This window comes from Kitasatospora sp. NPDC059827, from assembly GCF_042731675.1.
GTDB lineage: Bacteria > Actinomycetota > Actinomycetes > Streptomycetales > Streptomycetaceae > Kitasatospora.
This window is the reverse complement of sequence record NZ_JBHWIV010000007.1, coordinates 126,912-142,386: the sequence shown is the minus strand read 5'-3', so window position 1 is coordinate 142,386 and position 15,475 is coordinate 126,912. Positions and strand designations below refer to the sequence as shown.

15 protein-coding genes are annotated in these 15,475 nt (G+C 75.3%); 8 read left to right on the top strand and 7 right to left on the bottom strand.

From position 1 onward, the window contains the following. The first annotated feature begins 40 nt into the window (after nt 1-40). Genes ACFV8H_RS06920 through ACFV8H_RS06910 form a run of 3 tightly spaced genes read left to right on the top strand, consistent with a single transcriptional unit; the run spans nt 41 to nt 2,165 of the window. Entirely contained in the window at nt 41-166 is a 126-nt protein-coding gene (locus ACFV8H_RS06920) for a hypothetical protein (RefSeq protein WP_375884392.1), read from the top strand. Then, complete coding sequence (locus tag ACFV8H_RS06915) at nt 163-1,692, top strand: ATP-binding protein (protein ID WP_380397131.1); 1,530 nt, start codon at nt 163-165, stop codon at nt 1,690-1,692. Before ACFV8H_RS06920 ends, ACFV8H_RS06915 begins: the two co-directional genes overlap by 4 nt. Next, a complete protein-coding gene (locus ACFV8H_RS06910; protein WP_380397129.1) occupies nt 1,686-2,165 on the top strand; it encodes a GerMN domain-containing protein in 480 nt (159 codons plus the stop codon). Before ACFV8H_RS06915 ends, ACFV8H_RS06910 begins: the two co-directional genes overlap by 7 nt. A 39-nt stretch (nt 2,166-2,204) precedes the next feature. Here ACFV8H_RS06910 and ACFV8H_RS06905 read toward each other — a convergent pair whose 3' ends face one another. After that, nucleotides 2,205-3,260, bottom strand: coding sequence for a TerD family protein (locus tag ACFV8H_RS06905; RefSeq protein WP_380397127.1), 1,056 nt, complete (start codon nt 3,258-3,260; stop codon nt 2,205-2,207). A 58-nt stretch (nt 3,261-3,318) separates the two neighbouring features. Further along, on the bottom strand, nt 3,319-4,572 hold the full coding sequence (locus ACFV8H_RS06900; RefSeq protein WP_380397125.1) for a cytochrome P450: 1,254 nt from the start codon (nt 4,570-4,572) through the stop codon (nt 3,319-3,321). A gap of 69 nt (nt 4,573-4,641) precedes the next feature. On the opposite strand from ACFV8H_RS06900, the gene ACFV8H_RS06895 reads away from it, so the two are divergent. Further along, nucleotides 4,642-5,934, top strand: coding sequence for a pyroglutamyl peptidase (locus ACFV8H_RS06895; RefSeq protein ID WP_380397124.1), 1,293 nt, complete (start codon nt 4,642-4,644; stop codon nt 5,932-5,934). 42 nt (nt 5,935-5,976) lie between these two features. Here the strand turns inward: ACFV8H_RS06895 and ACFV8H_RS06890 are convergent, their stop codons facing one another. After that, nucleotides 5,977-6,462 carry an inorganic diphosphatase gene (locus tag ACFV8H_RS06890; RefSeq protein ID WP_380397231.1) on the bottom strand — a complete coding sequence of 162 codons (486 nt, stop codon included), beginning with the start codon at nt 6,460-6,462 and terminating at the stop codon, nt 5,977-5,979. A 148-nt stretch (nt 6,463-6,610) separates the two neighbouring features. Here ACFV8H_RS06890 and ACFV8H_RS06885 point away from each other — a divergent pair, with 148 nt between their 5' ends. Then, the gene (locus ACFV8H_RS06885) at nt 6,611-7,444 is read left to right on the top strand and encodes a hypothetical protein (protein WP_380397122.1); all 834 of its coding nucleotides are present in this window, start codon (nt 6,611-6,613) and stop codon (nt 7,442-7,444) included. Here ACFV8H_RS06885 and ACFV8H_RS06880 read toward each other — a convergent pair whose 3' ends face one another. The 3 genes from ACFV8H_RS06880 to ACFV8H_RS06870 form a co-directional block, all read right to left on the bottom strand. Continuing rightward, nucleotides 7,445-9,334 (bottom strand): CocE/NonD family hydrolase, encoded by a 1,890-nt coding sequence (locus ACFV8H_RS06880; RefSeq protein WP_380397120.1) that lies wholly within the window; start codon nt 9,332-9,334, stop codon nt 7,445-7,447. It abuts the gene before it with no gap. Further along, nucleotides 9,331-9,792: a cupin domain-containing protein gene (locus tag ACFV8H_RS06875; RefSeq protein WP_380397118.1), complete on the bottom strand. Its 462-nt coding sequence runs from the start codon at nt 9,790-9,792 to the stop codon at nt 9,331-9,333. Before ACFV8H_RS06875 ends, ACFV8H_RS06880 begins: the two co-directional genes overlap by 4 nt. A gap of 138 nt (nt 9,793-9,930) precedes the next feature. Next, entirely contained in the window at nt 9,931-10,662 is a 732-nt protein-coding gene (locus tag ACFV8H_RS06870) for a Mut7-C RNAse domain-containing protein (RefSeq protein ID WP_380397116.1), read from the bottom strand. A 145-nt stretch (nt 10,663-10,807) separates the two neighbouring features. Here ACFV8H_RS06870 and ACFV8H_RS06865 point away from each other — a divergent pair, with 145 nt between their 5' ends. After that, nucleotides 10,808-11,044 (top strand): hypothetical protein, encoded by a 237-nt coding sequence (locus ACFV8H_RS06865; protein ID WP_380397114.1) that lies wholly within the window; start codon nt 10,808-10,810, stop codon nt 11,042-11,044. Here ACFV8H_RS06865 and ACFV8H_RS06860 read toward each other — a convergent pair. Continuing rightward, on the bottom strand, nt 10,978-12,264 hold the full coding sequence (locus tag ACFV8H_RS06860; RefSeq protein ID WP_380397112.1) for an MFS transporter: 1,287 nt from the start codon (nt 12,262-12,264) through the stop codon (nt 10,978-10,980). The genes ACFV8H_RS06865 and ACFV8H_RS06860 overlap by 67 nt on opposite strands. Before the next feature lie 705 nt (nt 12,265-12,969). On the opposite strand from ACFV8H_RS06860, the gene ACFV8H_RS06855 reads away from it, so the two are divergent. Together ACFV8H_RS06855 and ACFV8H_RS06850 are read left to right on the top strand one after the other, a co-directional pair. Continuing rightward, nucleotides 12,970-14,979: a molybdopterin cofactor-binding domain-containing protein gene (locus ACFV8H_RS06855; RefSeq protein WP_380397110.1), complete on the top strand. Its 2,010-nt coding sequence runs from the start codon at nt 12,970-12,972 to the stop codon at nt 14,977-14,979. Between the two features lie 14 nt (nt 14,980-14,993). Next, nucleotides 14,994-15,458: a (2Fe-2S)-binding protein gene (locus tag ACFV8H_RS06850; protein WP_380397108.1), complete on the top strand. Its 465-nt coding sequence runs from the start codon at nt 14,994-14,996 to the stop codon at nt 15,456-15,458. Nucleotides 15,459-15,475: the final 17 nt, after the last annotated feature.

Genomic DNA, 15,475 nt, shown 5'->3' with positions numbered 1-15,475 from the left:
GTGGCGCATTGCCCCAGGTCAACCCCCGATACTGACTCCCATGGCACGGCTATTCCTGTTCGAGGACGACGACTCCGCACCCGAGGCCCCGGCGCTCGGCCCGCGCGGCTGCCTGCGCCGCGGCCCGCGCTGCGGCCTCCGCCGCGGCCGCTTCGGGCCGCAGTGAGCGCCGCCGCCACCCCGGACCCCGCACCGGCCGCCGCGCCCCGACCGTCCGACGACCCGCCGCCGCGCACGGGCCCGCACCCGCCGCGGCTGGTCCGGCTGCGCCGCGCCGTCGCCGGGCTGCGGCCACGCCTGCTGGTGGCCTTCGTCGCCGTCGCCGCCCTGAGCGCGCTGGCCACCGCCACCCTCACCTACCGGGCCGCCACCACCTCCACCCTCGACCTGACCAAGGACACCGCCCTGGACGAGCTGCGCCGCCGCGTCGACGTGCTCGCCCCGGCCCTGCCCTTCCCCCCCACCCAGGGCGAACTCGACCGCCTGGCCGCCCAGTTGTCGGGCACCGGCGGCTTCCGCGACTGGCGGGTGCTGGCCTCCTACGGCGCCGAGCACTCGGAGTGGACCCAGCCCGTGGCCGTCCCGCCGGCCCTCCAGCACACCGTCGACACCGGCCACGCCGCGTTCCAGCGCTTCGCCGCCGACGGCCACCCCTGGCTCGCCGTCGGCGTCCCCGTCAGCTACGCGAAGGGCGGCCCCGCCGGGGCGTCCGGGCTCACCGTCTTCGCCCTGCTCCCCCTCGACCGCGAGCAGAGCGCCGCCTCCGCCCTGCTCGCCGGCGCCGCCGGGGCCGGGGCGTTCGCCGCCGTGCTGGCCGCCGGACTCGCCCTGCTGGCCGCCCGCCAGGTGCTGCGGCCGGTCCGGGCGCTCGGCGACGCCGCCCGGGCCCTGGCCCAGGGCCGGCTGGACACCCGGCTGACCGTCACCGGGCACGACGAACTCGCCCAGCTCTCCAAGACCTTCAACCACACCGCCCGCACCCTCCAGGGCACCATCGAGGAACTGCGCGCCATCGAGTCCCAGGGCCGGCGCTTCGCCGCCGACGTCTCGCACGAACTGCGCACCCCGCTGGCCGCGATGCTCGCCGTCACCGACATCCTCGACGAGGACGCCGAACAGCTGCCCGCCGACACCGCCACCGCACTGCGCATGATCAGCAACGAGACCGTACGGCTGACCAGGCTGGTCAACGACCTGATCGAGATCTCCCGGCTGGACGCCGGGGCCGCCCCGCTGTGCACCGAGACCGTCGACGCCGCCACCGCCGTGCGCGAGACCCTCGACCTGCGCGGCTGGGGCGAGCAGGTCGACCTCGACCTGCCCGCCGCCCTGCCCGTGCGGCTCGACCCGCGCCGCTTCGACGTCGTCGTCGCCAACCTGGTCGGCAACGCCCTGCGCCACGGCCGCCCGCCGGTGCGGCTCGCCCTGCGGGGCAGCGAGGAGGAACTGGTGCTCACCGTCACCGACCACGGTCCGGGCATCCCGCCCACCGAACTCCCGCACCTGTTCGACCGGTTCTACAAGGCCGACAAGTCCCGGGCCCGCTCCGAGGGCAGCGGCCTGGGCCTGGCCATCGCCCAGGAGAACGCCCGGCTGCACGGTGGCCTCATCGAGGCCGCCAACGTGCCGGACGGCGGAGCGGTGTTCACCCTCGTCCTGCCCCGCGGACTGGACGGGGAGGAGGAATGGTGACCCTCCGCCGACTCGTCCCGCTGGCCGCGGTCCTGCTGCTGACCGGCGGCTGCTCGATCTCCACCACCGGCTCGGTCCGCAGCGGCCAGCCGGCCACCGGCGTCCAGCCCGGCACCCGGCTGTACTTCCTCGACCAGCACGGCATCCGGCCCGCCATCCGGCCCAGCGCCGAGCGCGAGGACCTCCAGCAGACCCTGGACACCCTGCTGGCCGGGCCCGACCAGACCGAACGGCGCACCGGGCTGTACAGCGACCTCCCCAAGGACGGCCGGGTCCAGGCCACCGCCACCCCCGGCGTGGTCACCCTGCGGCTCTCCTGGCCCGCCGCCTCGCTGTCCGCCCCCGCCATCCAGCAGCTCGTCTGCACCACCGAGGACGCCCCCACCACCGGCCCGGTGCCGAAGGTCGCCATCGTCAGCAGCGACGCCCCCTCGGCCATCCAGCAGCAGTGCGACCTGCACCGCACCGGCTGAGCGAGGGGGCGTCACCGCCGACGGTCGCGCGGAAGCGGCTTAGAAGAAGGAGTCGTCGTCCTCGTAGTAGTTGTTGACGACCACCTGCGGCTCGTCGTCGCTCAGCGCCTCGTTCAGCAGCATGCCGCCGACCAGGCCGGCCGCACCCGCGCCGATCATCGCGCCGGTGCCGAAGCGGCGGCCGCCCTGCTCCTGCTGCTGGGCGGGCACCTGCGGCTGCGCCTGCTGCGGGTAGCCCGCCTGCGGATAACCGGCCTGCGGATAACCGGCCTGCGGCGGGGTGTAGAACGGCGGGACGGTGGTCTGCACCCGCTGGGCGCAGGCGGCGCAGGTCTCGACCTGGCGCGGCACGCCCCACTGCGGCTGCCACAGCACCACGGCCGAACCGGCGCCGTGGGTGGGGTCGAAGAAACACGTCACGGGTGAACTCCCTGTAGCTGGCTGGGTCTTCGGAACGGCGGGGACGACCGGCGGCGCCGCGGGCGCGACCGGTACGGGCGCGGAAACGGGGGCCGGGGCCGGAGCCGCCGGCGCGGGCTGCAGGACGTCGACCCCGAAGTCGGTGGCGATGCCCGCGAGCCCCGAGGCGTAGCCCTGCCCGACCGCGCGGAACTTCCAGTCCGCGCCGTTGCGGTAGAGCTCGCCGAACACCATGGCCGTCTCGCTGCCCGTCTCGGGCGTCACGTCGTAGCGCGCCACCTCGGTGCCGCTGTCCGCGTCGACGACCCGCACGTACGCACGACGCACCTGGCCGAAGCTCTGCCGCCGCTGCGCCGCGTCGTAGATCGCCACCGCGAAGGCGACCTTCTCCACCTGGGCCGAGACGTCCCCGAGCCGGACCTCGATCCGCTCCGCGTCCTCGCCGCCCCCGCCGGAGCCCAGGTGGCGGACCGCGCCGTCCGGGCTCTGCAGGTTGTTGAAGAAGACGAAGTGCTGGTCCGTGAGGACCTTCCCGGACGGGCCGCACAGCAGCGCGCTGGCGTCCAGGTCGTACCCGGCTCCGGCCGTCCACCCGAGGCACACCCGGACGGACCGCACGCCGGGCGCCTGCCGGTTCAGGGAGACGTTGCCACCCTTCGTCAGGGCCACACTCATGGGGTTTCCTCCACCACCGTCCGAATCACGCTGTTCGACCACGACAACGCTGTAGAGCTCACGCCGGTTCCCGCCCCTGCGACCCGATGCGGACGGGGAGTTCCAGCAGGCCGCGGGCCCGCAGCGCGGGGCGGTGGCGCAGCTCCTCGGCCGGGGTGTCCAGGGCCAGGTCGGGGAAGCGGCGCAGCAGGGCGGTGATCGCGAGCGCCGTCTCCAGCCGGGCCAGCGGGGCGCCCAGGCAGTAGTGGATGCCGTGGCCGAGCGCGAGGTGGCCGTTCTCGCGGCGGCGCAGGTCGAGCCGGTCGGGGTCGGCGAACTGCTCGGGGTCGCGGTTGGCGGAGGCCAGCGCGAGCAGCACCGTCTCCCCGGCCGGGACGGTGACCCCGCCGATGGTGACGTCCTCGCGCGGGAAGCGGCGGATGGCCAGCGGGGCCGGGCCGTCGAAGCGGGCGAACTCCTCGACGGCGCCCGCGATCAGCTCCGGTTCGGCGCGCAGGGCGGCGAGCTGCTCGGGGTGGGTGAGCAGGGCGAGGACGGCGTTGGCGATCAGGTGGACGGTGTTCTCGTAGCCGGCGAAGAGGATCAGAAAGGCCAGCGAGGTCAGTTCGTCCTCGCTCAGCCGGTCCTGGGCGCCGCCCTCGACCTGGCCGCCCTGGGCGCCGTCGTCGCGGACGGCGATCAGGTCGGAGAGCAGGTCGTCGGCCGGGCTGGTGCGCTTGCGCTCGATCAGGCCGGTGAAGAAGCCGAGCATCGCCTTGACGGCGGCGCGGGCCTGCTCGGGGCGGTCCGGGTCCGGGGTGATCAGGGTGTCGGTCCAGGCACGGAAGTCCTGCCGGTCGTCCTCGGGGACGCCGAGCAGGTCGCAGATGACGGTGATCGGCAGCGGGGAGGCGTAGGCCGCGAGCAGGTCGACCCGGCCGGACGGCCCGGCGGCCGCCTCGACCGCGTCCAGGAGCTGCTCGGCGACGCGCTCGACCGGGGCGTGCAGGGCGGCGATCCGGCGCGGGGTGAAGGCCTGCCCGACCAGGCGGCGGATCCGGGTGTGGTCCGGCGGGTCCATGTTGAGCAGGTTGGCGTCCAGCGCGGGCGGCAGCGCGAAGCCCCGGTAGTTGCCGGGGGCGGCGTGCGACCGGTCGAGGGCCAGCCGCGGGTCGGCCAGCGCCCGGCGGACGTCCGGGTAGCGGGTGACCAACCAGACGGGCAGCCCGTCCGGGCCGGTGACCCGGTGCACGGGCGCCTCGGCGCGCAGCCCGGCGTAGGCGCCGTAGGGGTCGCTGATCAGGGACTTCACGGTCGGATCGAGGGGTGTCACCCGCTCAGCCTACGGGTACGGCGCAGGCACCCTGGCGGGGTGTCAGCCCGCCGCCTAGTGTCAGTGGCCATGACAATGACCCGCCGCGCCGCGAGCTCCGCCACCCGCCGCGCCGCCCTGGCGACCGCGCTCGTCGGCACCCTCGCCGCGCTGCTCGCCCCCGCCGCCGGGGCCCAGGCCGCACCGGCCGGCTGCCGGACCGTCACCACCGCACCGCCGGACGCCGAACAGGCCCGGCTGCAGGACGCCCGGACCGCCGCCTTCACCGAGCGCTCCGGCCTCGCCGACCTGCTCCACGACTTCCCCGCCGCCCTCTGCGCCGCCCGCACCGCCCACCGCGCCCAGCGGGTGGTCGACAGCTGGGGCCGCAAGCTCTGGCAGGCCGGCCTCGACCGCGCCCAGGGCCGCCGGCCCGGCGGCGAACTGCCCGCCCTCGACGACCGCCCGCTGTACTGGGCGCGACTCGCCATGACCGTGCAACTCGCCCAGTGGCAGCCCCCGTTCGACGTCGACCACGCCGAGCTGCGGGCCCGCTTCGAGGACGCCTCGCGCGGCCTCGACGACGGCTTCGCCGACGAACCCGACCCCGGCGTCCGACGGATCTTCGTCAGCGGCTTCGACCCGTACGGCCTGGACACCGAAGCGCGCCGCGCCAACCCCTCCGGCGCGGCCGTGCTGCAACTGCACGGGCAGCGGATCACCCTCGCCGACGGCAGCACCGCCGAGGTGCGGGCCGTCGTCCTGCCGGTGCGCTACCGCGACTTCGACCAGGGCATCGTGGAACGCGCCTTCGGCCCCCACCTGGAGCCCGGCGGCCCACAGTCCGCCGACCTGATCACCAGCATCAGCCAGGGCTATCCCGGCAAGTTCACCCTGGAGGCCTGGGCCGGCCGCGCCCGCTCCGCCGACCCGTACACCGACAACGCCGCCGCGCTCTCCGGCGGCACCCGGCAGCACCCGGTGGACGCCCCGGGCCTCGGCGACGGCCCGCAGTTCATCCGCACCACCCTGCCCACCGACGCCATGACGGCCGTCCAGCAGCCCTACCCCGTGCTGCTCAACTCCCCCGTCACCGAGATCCCCGCGGGCGCCACCGCCCCGGTCGACCGCCCCGACGGGCCGACCCCCGGCTCCCGCGCCGTCGCCGGGGGCGGCGGAGGCTACCTCTCCAACGAGGTCGCCTACCGCTCCAACCGCCTGCGCCTCGACCTCGCCCCCGCGCTGCCCGGGGGCCACCTCCACACCCCGGTCCTCACCGGCCTCCCGGACCGGCAGGACCGCGTCACCTCACCGGAGTTCGAGCAGAACGAGGCCGCCATCGCCGCCCAGGTGCGCGCGATCCTGAGCAGCGCGCGGCTCTGAGTCGACGAACCGCTGGGCCCGGGCCCGGCCGTGGGCCCGGGCTCAGGCCGGGCGGGCGAAGCGGGTGCCCGCCGCCCGGGCGCGCGATTCGGCGATCTCGGCGTAGGCGGCGTCCCGGCCCGCCCAGTGCGAGCCCTCGACCGACGTGCCGCGCTCCAGGTCCTTGTAGACCTGGAAGAAGTGGGTGATCTCCAGCAGGTCGAACTCGCGCAGGTCGCCGATGTCCCGCAGGTCGGCGTAGCGGGGGTCGCGGGCCGGGACGCAGAGGACCTTCTGGTCGGGGCCGCGCTCGTCGCGCATCACCCACATCCCGACCGCCCGGCAGGTGAGCACGCAGCCGGGGACGGCGGGTTCGCCGCCGAGGACGAGTGCGTCCAGCGGTTCCCCGTCACCGCCGAGGGTGCGTTCGACGTACCCGTAGTCGGCGGGGTAGCGGGTGGCGGTGAAGAGGGTGCGGTCCAGCCTGATCCGGCCCGCGTCGAAGTCCATCACGTACTTGTTGCGCGATCCCTGCGGGATCTCGATCATCACCTCGAACTCCGCCGGCCCCACGGGTTCCACGGGCTCCACTCTCGCCTCCTCCACTGGTCCTGGGAAGATTGTCCGCCGTCAGGGTGCCGTGAGCGGCTACCGAAACGACACCCGTCGTTCGGGCCCAGCCGATAGCATCCGCACCATGGGGAGCTGGCAGGTCACGGTCATGAACCACCGCCGCGAGCCCGGCGGCCGTCCGCAGGGGCGCCCGGCGGGGCCGCTGGCGCGGCGCGAGGGCTGGACGCTGCACGGCGGGGACGGCGAGCTCAGCTGGGTCGACGCCGCCGGCGAGGTCCGCTGGCGCCGCCCCTGCCCGGGCCGGCCGAACGCGGCGCACCTGTCCGCCGACCGGGTGCTGGTCACCACCACCTCCTTCGACTACACCGCCTGGGGCCACCTCGGCCCGGCCCTGCTGCTGGACCTCGCCGACGGCACGCCGGTCGCCGAGCTGCGCGGGGAACGCGGTGCGGCGCTCGGCGACGGGCGCTTCGTCCTGGGGCTGGAGGGCTACGGCGCCTTCGACACCAGGGCCCACGACCGGGACGGCGCCGTGGTCGACTCCTGGCACAGCTACGGCCACTACGTGGTCGGCACGGCCGGACCGGCCGGCACCGGCCTGCGGGTGGTGGAGACCGACCGCCGCCACCCCACCGGCAGCCGGGTGGTGCGACTGCTGCCCGGCGGGGTGGTCGAGCCCGGCCCGCTGCTGAGCGACGCCCTGGCCCCCGAGCCGCTGGTGCTGCCCGACGGCACCCTGCTGGTGCTGGACGCGGGAGTGCTGCGTGCCGTCGGGCGGGAGCTGGACGACGCGGTGCTCGCCGAACTGCTCCCGCTCGACCCCGCCGACCGGCACCGCTTCACCGGTTCACTGCACCGCGGCCCCGAGGGCCTGACCGCGACCCTGGTCGAGCGCCACCCGACCCGGATGGGCAGCTACAGCTCGCACATCTGGACCCTCGGCCTGGCGGGCAGGTAACTACCGCTGCACCAGCGGGAGTTCGAGCACCGAACCGGACTCGCCGCCGTGCCCGCCGTAGCCGATCCGGTACTGCGCGCGGCCGTCGGCCGGGAGCAGCTGGAAGGAGTCGGGGTTGGCGGCGGCCACGGTGAGCCGGATCCGGTCGCCGGCCCGGAAGAGCACCGAGACCGGCTGGAGGTCGATCACCACCCGCTGCGCCCGCCCCTGCGGGAAGGGCGTGGCGTCGGTGGCCGCGTAGCTGCGGGGCGTGCGCAGCCGGCGCCAGTCGGGGTTGTCGTCGGAGTCGGCCACAGCCCGGTCGGCGAGCGCGAGTTGACCTTCCGTCAGATAGGTGGCGCGGCCGTCCGGGGTGACGTCCTCCAGGTAGACGTGCAGGGCGCCGTCCGCCGAGCCGGCCAGGCCGGTGACGTCGAGGGTGACCCTGCCGTTGCCGGTGACCGTGGCGGGCTCGGTCAGCGGCGCGGTGGTGTAGCTGAGCAGCTTGCCGTCCACGGCCGCCCGGTCGGGGTAACTCACCTTGCTGCCGCTGAGGTTGGTGTTCCAGCGGTCGAGCGGGCCGGTGCCGGCGGTCGGGTCCAGGCTCAGCAGGTCGGAGCCGGCCGGGCCGCCCCCGGCCCGCCCCTCGGTGAGGGTGTTGCCCGCGCCGAGCCGGAAGGGCCGGGTGCGGGTCCCGGGCACCGGCCAGCGGGTGGTGGTGCGCCAGACGTCCTCGTTGAAGGTGTAGTAGTGCACCTGCCGCCGGCCGTCGGGGCGGGCGCCGTCGCGCACGTAGCGGTCGAAGAAGTCGACCACGCGCTGGTCGTTCTGCTCGTGCTCGGCCGGGGTGAGCGGCCGGGCGGGGCGGAACGGGTCGGCGAGCCAGCCGGCGCCGTGGTTCCAGGGGCCGATCCAGTCGTCCTGGGTGTTGGACAGGCCGCTGAACTGGGACAGCACGCCGTTGGCCGTGCCCGCGTCCAGCCAGCCAGCCCGGGTCAGCACCGGGACGCCGCCGTCCTCGACGGCGTCGGTCTGCTCGCCGACACTGCCGACCGTCCAGCTCTGCGGGCCGTTGCGGTAGTCGCGGTGGACACCCTGCTGCGCCATGTCGACCAGGTTGGCGTTGTTCGCGTGCTCGGCGCGCGCGGCGGCCATCAGGGCGGGTCCGTCCGGGCCGTCGACCGGACGGGGGGTCAGGCCGGTGAGGCCGACCTGGGCGCAGAGCTGCCGGGTCTGCGCACTGGTCTCGCAGGTGGTGCCGCCGGCCTGGTCCAGGATGCGCAGCAGCAGCGCGTACGGGGCGAGCCGGGGCTCGATCAGCAGCCCGCCGGGCCGGACCAGGTCCTCGTAGGGGTCGAAGTCGTAGGAGATCGGTGCGGCGGCGGTGATGTGGTGGTTGCCGAGGGCGGTGGCGAGCATCGCGGTGTCGCCGCCGTAGGAGACGCCGGTGGTGCCGACCCGGCCGTTGGACCAGGGCTGGGCGGCGATCCAGTCGCTGAGCGGGCCGCTGTCGGCGACCAGGTCCGCGCCCAGTTCGGAGGTCAGGGTGCCGAAGGAGGCGCCGGTGCCGCGCAGGTCGGCGACGACGTAGGCGTAGCCCTTGGCGTTCCAGGCCTCGGCCTCGCCACTGGTGCCGCCCGACTGGCCTGCCAGGACGCGGGCGCGCCAGTAGCGCTGGGTGACCAGGACGGTGGGCAGCTCGGCCCCGGGTTCGGTGCCGTTCGGCAGGTAGACGTCGACGGCGAGGCGGACGCCGTCGGGCATGGCCACGTAGCGTGACTGGAGGTGTGGTGCGGCGGTGCCGGTGTCCGCGACGGCCGGGGCCGCACCCAGGCCGAACAGGGTGAGCGCGGCGACGGCGGCCGCGGCGGTGCGGCGTAACCGCCGCTGGGCCGTCCTCCCCCGGCTCATCGGACGGTCGCCTTCCAGGGGCCTTCCTCCGGGCGCGCCTCGGAGTCCGTGTCCGGCCAGGGCGGCATGGTGACGGCGGTGATGCGCAGCGGCCCGTCGGCGTCCTGGTCGGCCCGGAACTGGAAGGCGGTGCCCAGCGGGATCGAGACGGCCGCCCCCGGGGCGAGCCGGTGGACCTCCTCCCGGCCGTCCTGGCGCCGCCACAGCTCGCCGCGGCCGGCGGTGACCTGCCACAGCTCCTGCACGGTGGCGTGCGACACGGCGTGGGTGACCTGCCCGGGGGCGAGTTCGAAGACCGCGAGGCTGCCGAGCCCGTCCAGGACCAGCAGCGGGCGGACCACGGCGCCGTCGGGCGCGGTCACCACCGGGGCGGTGGCGGGCTCGGCGCTCTCGAAGGGTTGGTGCTCGGGTGAGGAGGAGTGGTGCGGTGCGGGCTGGTGCACTGGCTGATCGTTCATCCGACGACCCGGCCTCTCTCGTACGAAGGAGTTCCTGGGCTCGTCCCCCGTCGCCGATCAGACCACGCCCGCCGGACGGCCCACCATCCGCAGCGGTCCGTATCCGACCCCGAGAGAACCCCGAGGAGCCCGGCTCCGCTACCCCGAGACTCCCCCGAACTCGCGCACCGCGTCGGTGACGATGGCCTCCAGCCGGGCGTGGTGGGCCCCGCGCCAGTAGGCCTGGCCGCAGTCCGCGCACTGGGCGAAGGCGTCGTACGAGCGCTCGGTGCCGTCGTGCAGCTGTTCGCGCACCGTCGTCTTGCTCACCGTGCGCAGCGTGCCGTTGCAGGTGGTGCACCGGCTCCAGGGGGCGAGCGGCGGGGCGAAGCGGGAGAGCACGTCGCGCAGTTGCTCGGCGGGGCGGTGGCTGTAGACGTACGCGCCGGCCCACAGTTCGCGGCGGCGCAGCAGGCCGCGGTCGCGTGAGAGCATGACGCGCTGTTCGGCGGCGGAGCGGGCGGCCAGCGCGGCGTCGCCGATGTCGGGGTTCTCGTAGGCGGCGTCGATGCCGAGCAGGCGTAGCCGGCGGGTGAGGGTGCCGAGGTGGACGTCCAGCAGGAAGCGCGGCGGGGCGGGCGAGGGCTGCGGCCGGGCGACGGCGGCGACGCCGACCTGGTCGGCGTCGGCCGGGACGTACGAGTCGGGCACCGGGCGGCCGTCCACCAGCAGGGCGCCGACCTCGGTGAGCGGCACACCCAGCGACTCGACCAGGTGGCCGAGGCTGGAGGTGCCGTCGGTGCGCAGCGCGGTGCGGCCGGCCCGCCGGGGCGCGGAGACGAAGAGGTGCAGCTCAGGGGCGAGGTCGAGCCAGATCTGGGGTCTGTCCACGCGGCCAGCATGCCAGCGGGCGGCGGGCGGGGGCCAGCGGTTTCCGGGGCCCGCTGCGCGGGGCCCGCGCGGGGCGCTGCGCGGCGGGCCCGCGGAGTAGCATCGGCCGTATCCGGAACAGCAGCAGCGGCGGTTGGAGCGTGCGATGACCGGGAACGAGCGGCGGGACGGCCGGCCGGTCCGGTCGGACGGCCTGGTGGAGGAGACGCCGGACGGCCTGGTGGAGGACGCGCCGGACGACCTGTTCGCCGACCGCTCCGAGCGGCCGGCCTCCAGGGCCGGGCGCGCGGCGCCGTACGGCGGCGACGACGATCTCTACGGCGCCTCGGCGGCGGTGGCCCCGACGGCCGAGGAGGACGGCGCGGGGGCCGGGGGCAGGTAGTCGCGGTCGCGCGCCGCCCAACGGGCCACCGGGCCCATCGCGTACCCGGCGGCGAGGAACACCCCGCCCAGCACCAGCCAGCCCGTGAGCCCGCCGTCCAGCAGCAGCGTGGTGAGCAGCAGCGGCCCCAGGGTGCGGGCGACGGCGACGCCGGTGCCGAAGAAGCCCTGGTACTGGCCGATCCGCTCCGGCGGCGCGAGGTCGAAGCCGAGCTGCCAGGAGCCGGCCGACTGCCGCATCTCGCCCACCACCTGCAGCACGGCCGCGACCACCAGCAGGGCGGCGAAGCCCCACACCGGGACGGACAGCACGGACAGTCCGCAGACCGCGCAGGAGGCGAGCAGCAGCACCCCGGAGGAGCGCACGGCCCGGACGGCCGAGTCCAGTCCGCTGACGTCGCGGGCCGCCCGGACCTGGAAGGCCAGCACGGCCAGGGTGTTGAGCACGAACAGCGCCGAGCCGAGCCAGCCGAGGCCGGGGGCGCGCTGGGCGATCCACAGCGGCAGGATCAGGCTGAGCATCGGCATCCGCAGCAGCAGCACGGTGTTGACCAGGGTGACGGCGGCGTAGCGGCGGTCCCGCAGCACGGCCAGTCGTGGTCCGGCGGCCGGGTCGGCCGGTGCGGGCGGGGCCTCGGGCAGCCGGCGCAGCACCAGCGCACCGGCCAGGAAGCCGAGGGCGGTGACGGTGAAGGCCCCGAAGTAGGCCTCCCGGGTGCCGACGGTGAGCGCGATGCCGCCGATGGCGGCGCCAACGGCCAGTCCTCCGTTGAGGGTTGACTGGAGGTGGGCGAGCAGTCCGGTGCGCTCGGCGGTCGGCACCAGGCCGGCGACCAGGGCCTGCCGGGCGGCGGTGAGGCCGGACTGGGCGGTGGCGTAGAGGCAGACGGCGAGCAGGAACAGCGGGTAGGAGCGGACGACCAGGAGGACGGCGACCACGCCGGCCGTGGCGAGCGCGAGGGCCACGGCGGTGCGGCGCGGGCCGCGGCGGTCGGCGAGGGCGCCGAGCGGGACACCCGCCAGCGAGCCGAGCGCCCAGGCGACGGCGAGTCCGAAGCCGAGGGCGGTCGGCGACATCCCGATGACGCGGGTGAAGTAGAGCGCGGAGCAGGTGTAGTAGGCGCCGTCGCCCACCGCGCTCGCCAACTGGGCTGCGGCAAGCGTGCGTTGGGGGCCGGCGGGGGGCAGCAGGGCGAGCCGGGCGGCGCTCTGGTTCGGCACTTCTCTCCTGTCGGATCCAGGCGGTCGGGCGAGGCCCAGCCTAGGGAAGAAGTGGACCGGCCGACAGGTCCATTGATCTTGAATTTTCCCGGTCCACTTCCGGAGCCCCGCCGCACCGTCGGGCGAGCCGTGAACTCCCGTACGACGGCGCCCTGTTGATCGTACGGCGGCACTCCGCGCGGTCGGCCGGCGCCTCGGCCGCCCGGCCGAAGCCCCCTCCGTACCCGCTCCGACTCCCCCGGACGAAGCGGACCGGACACCTCCACCGTCCGGCCGGAGGGCCAAGATTGGCCGTGTTGACCCGTCAGTAACGCCCTCCTATGCTCAACGGCGTCCGCCATCCGGCACCGGGGCCGGGGCCGTCCGTGCCCGCCCGATCCGGCGCCGTCTCCGGCTCGAAGGGCCCCTCCCATCAGCACCTCCACCGCCCGCTCGGGCTTCGCCGGCCGCGAGGCCCCGGACGAAGACCCCGTCGGCCCCACCGGCCCCGCGAACCCCGCCGAGCCCGCCGACCGCCGCCGCTTCCTCACCTACCTGCTGGCCGCCCCCACCCTCACCGTCGCCGCCCGGCTCGGCCTCGACGCCGCCGCGCCCGCCACCGCCCGGGCCGCCGAACGCACCGCCGCGGCCACCCGCGACGCCTCCGCGCCCCCGCAACTGCTCGGCCTGCCCGGCATCCCCGACGTCCTCGACCTCGGCGACGCGATGATCCTCGCCGGCCTGCCCACCGCCCACCTGCTGGTGCTCGAAATCACCCCCGCCGGGCGTGCCGCGCTGTACCTGCCCCGGCTGGAGGTCGGCCAGGGCCTCACCACCGCGATCGCCATGCTGGTCGCCGAGGAACTCGACGCCGAACTCACCGACGTGGACGTGCCGCTCTCCGACGGCCGCCCCGAACTGCTCTTCTACCAGCTCACCGGCGGCTCCAACTCGGTGCGCTCGCTGTACGAGCCGGTGCGCGCCGCGGCCGCCGCCGCCCGCGCCCGGCTGGTTACCGCCGCCGCGAACCGCTGGAAGGTTCCCGCGACCACCCTGCGCACCGCCGGCTCCGCCGTCCTCGCCCCCGACGGCCGGCTCCTGCGCTTCGGCGAACTCGCCGCCGACGCCGCCACCGTGGTCGTGCCCGCCGTGTCCGCCACTCCCAAGCCGGCCGACCAGCGCCGCCTGGTCGGCCGGCCCACCGGCCGCATCGACGCCCGCGACATCGTCACCGGCCGCGCCAAGTACGCCGGGGACCTCCGGATCCCGGGCGCCGCACCCACCGTGGTCGCCCGCCCGACCACCGTCAACGGCACCCTCAAGTCCCTGGACGCCTCGGTCGCCCGCGCCATGCCCGGGGTCCTGGCCGTGGTCCAGATCCCCACCGGCGTCGCCGTCCTCGCCGAGACCTTCGACCAGGCCCTCAAGGCCCGCGACGCCCTGCGCACCACCTGGAACCCCGGCCCGGCCGCCGGCCTCTCCACCGAGGACGTCCGGGCCGGACTGCGCGCCGCGCACGCGCCGTTCCTGCTGCCGCCGCTGCTCACCCCGTACCTGGACGGCGAGTTCGACTTCGCCTTCGTCAACCACGCGCCGATGGAGGTGCTCACCGCCGTCGCCGACGTCCGGCCCGGCCGCGCCGAACTCTGGTTCGCCGCCCAGAGCCCGATCATCGCCCAGCAGACCATCGCCGCCGAACTCGGCCTGCCGCAGAACGCCGTCACCGTCCACGTCGTCCGCGGCGGCGGCTCCTTCGGACGCCGGCTGTTCTTCGACGCCGCCCTGGAGGCCGCCCAGATCTCCAAGGCCGCCGGCCGCCCGGTCAAGCTCATGTGGACCCGCAACGACGACATGCGGCACGGCCGGATGCGACCCGCCAGCCACCACCGCATCCGCGCCACCTACGGCCTCGGCCAGGTGCTCAGCTGGGAGCACCGCGCCGCCACCGTGCGCACCGACCTCTCGCACGGCCTCGGCGAGGCCCTCACCGGCGCCGGGTTCAACCTCTCCGTCGCCGGGATCAGCCTCGCCCAGGCCTTCTTCCTGCTCACCGAGAAGAACCCGTACAACGTCGGCATCCCCACCCAGCTGCTCGCCGAACTCCCGCTCCCGGTGCACACCGGCAGCTGGCGCTCCGTCTACTCCGGCATGGTCCGGGTCGCCGACGAGATCATGATGGACGAACTCGCCCGCCGGATGGGCCAGGACGAGGTCGCCTTCCGCCGCGCCCGGGTGCGCGACGCCGCCGGCCGGGCCCTCCTGGACACCCTCGCCAAGGCCGGCGACTGGGGCCGCCCGATGCCCGAGGGCCAGGCCCAGGGCGTCGGCTACCACGACGAGAACGGCGGCCGGGCCGCCTACCTGGTCGAACTGGACGCCACCGACCGCGCCAACCCCCGGGTCACCAAGGCCGTCATCGCCGCCGACGTCGGCCAGGTCATCAACCCGCGCGGCCTGGAGGCCCAGTTGACCGGCGCGCTGATCGACGGCATCTCGGTCGTCCTCCAGGCCGGCAACCACCTCGACAACGGCGCCTTCCGGGAGGGGAGTTACGCCGACTTCCACTACGCCCGGCAGCGCAACACCCCGCCGACCGTCGAGATCCACCTGATGCCGCCCAGCGGATCCCCGGGCGGGGCCGGCGAGTTGGGCGTCCCCGCCGCCTCCGCCGCCGTCGCCAACGCCTACGCCCGCGCCACCGGCACCAGCCCGCGCTCCTTCCCGATCAACTTCTGAGGACGTCGACCCCCATGCCCACCCACACCTTCGTCCTCAACGGGCAGCCCGTCAGCGTCGACGCCCCGGACGACATGCCGCTGCTCTGGGTCCTGCGCGACAAGCTCGGCGTCACCGGCCCCAAGTACGGCTGCGGCGTGGGCGTCTGCCGCGCCTGCACCAGCCACCTGGACGGCCAGGAGTTCCAGCCCTGCACCCACTCGGTCAAGGAGTGCGAGGGCCGCACCGTCACCACCATCGAGGGCCTCGCCGACGGCGACACCCTCCACCCCGTCCAGGAGGCCTGGATCGACTGCGACGTCGCCCAGTGCGGCTTCTGCCAGCCCGGCCAGATCATGACCGCCGTCGCCCTGCTGCGCCGCACCCCCGACCCGACGGACGCCGACATCGACCAGATCCAGAACATCTGCCGCTGCGGCAGCTACCCCCGCATCCGCGAGGCCATCAAACGCGCCGCGGCCACCGGCCGGGTGCACTGACCCACCGGCCGGACGCA

Excerpts from the sequence above, each read along its gene's own strand:
- ACFV8H_RS06920 (WP_375884392.1), top strand. The coding sequence starts at position 41 with ATGGCACGGCTATTCCTGTTCGAGGACGACGACTCCGCACCCGAGGCC.
- ACFV8H_RS06910 (WP_380397129.1), top strand. The coding sequence starts at position 1,686 with ATGGTGACCCTCCGCCGACTCGTCCCGCTGGCCGCGGTCCTGCTGCTG.
- ACFV8H_RS06905 (WP_380397127.1), bottom strand. The coding sequence starts at position 3,260 with ATGAGTGTGGCCCTGACGAAGGGTGGCAACGTCTCCCTGAACCGGCAG.
- ACFV8H_RS06895 (WP_380397124.1), top strand. The coding sequence starts at position 4,642 with ATGACAATGACCCGCCGCGCCGCGAGCTCCGCCACCCGCCGCGCCGCC.
- ACFV8H_RS06890 (WP_380397231.1), bottom strand. The coding sequence starts at position 6,462 with ATGATCGAGATCCCGCAGGGATCGCGCAACAAGTACGTGATGGACTTC.
- ACFV8H_RS06885 (WP_380397122.1), top strand. The coding sequence starts at position 6,611 with ATGGGGAGCTGGCAGGTCACGGTCATGAACCACCGCCGCGAGCCCGGC.
- ACFV8H_RS06880 (WP_380397120.1), bottom strand. The coding sequence starts at position 9,334 with ATGAGCCGGGGGAGGACGGCCCAGCGGCGGTTACGCCGCACCGCCGCG.
- ACFV8H_RS06875 (WP_380397118.1), bottom strand. The coding sequence starts at position 9,792 with ATGAACGATCAGCCAGTGCACCAGCCCGCACCGCACCACTCCTCCTCA.
- ACFV8H_RS06865 (WP_380397114.1), top strand. The coding sequence starts at position 10,808 with ATGACCGGGAACGAGCGGCGGGACGGCCGGCCGGTCCGGTCGGACGGC.
- ACFV8H_RS06855 (WP_380397110.1), top strand. The coding sequence starts at position 12,970 with ATGATCCTCGCCGGCCTGCCCACCGCCCACCTGCTGGTGCTCGAAATC.
- ACFV8H_RS06850 (WP_380397108.1), top strand. The coding sequence starts at position 14,994 with ATGCCCACCCACACCTTCGTCCTCAACGGGCAGCCCGTCAGCGTCGAC.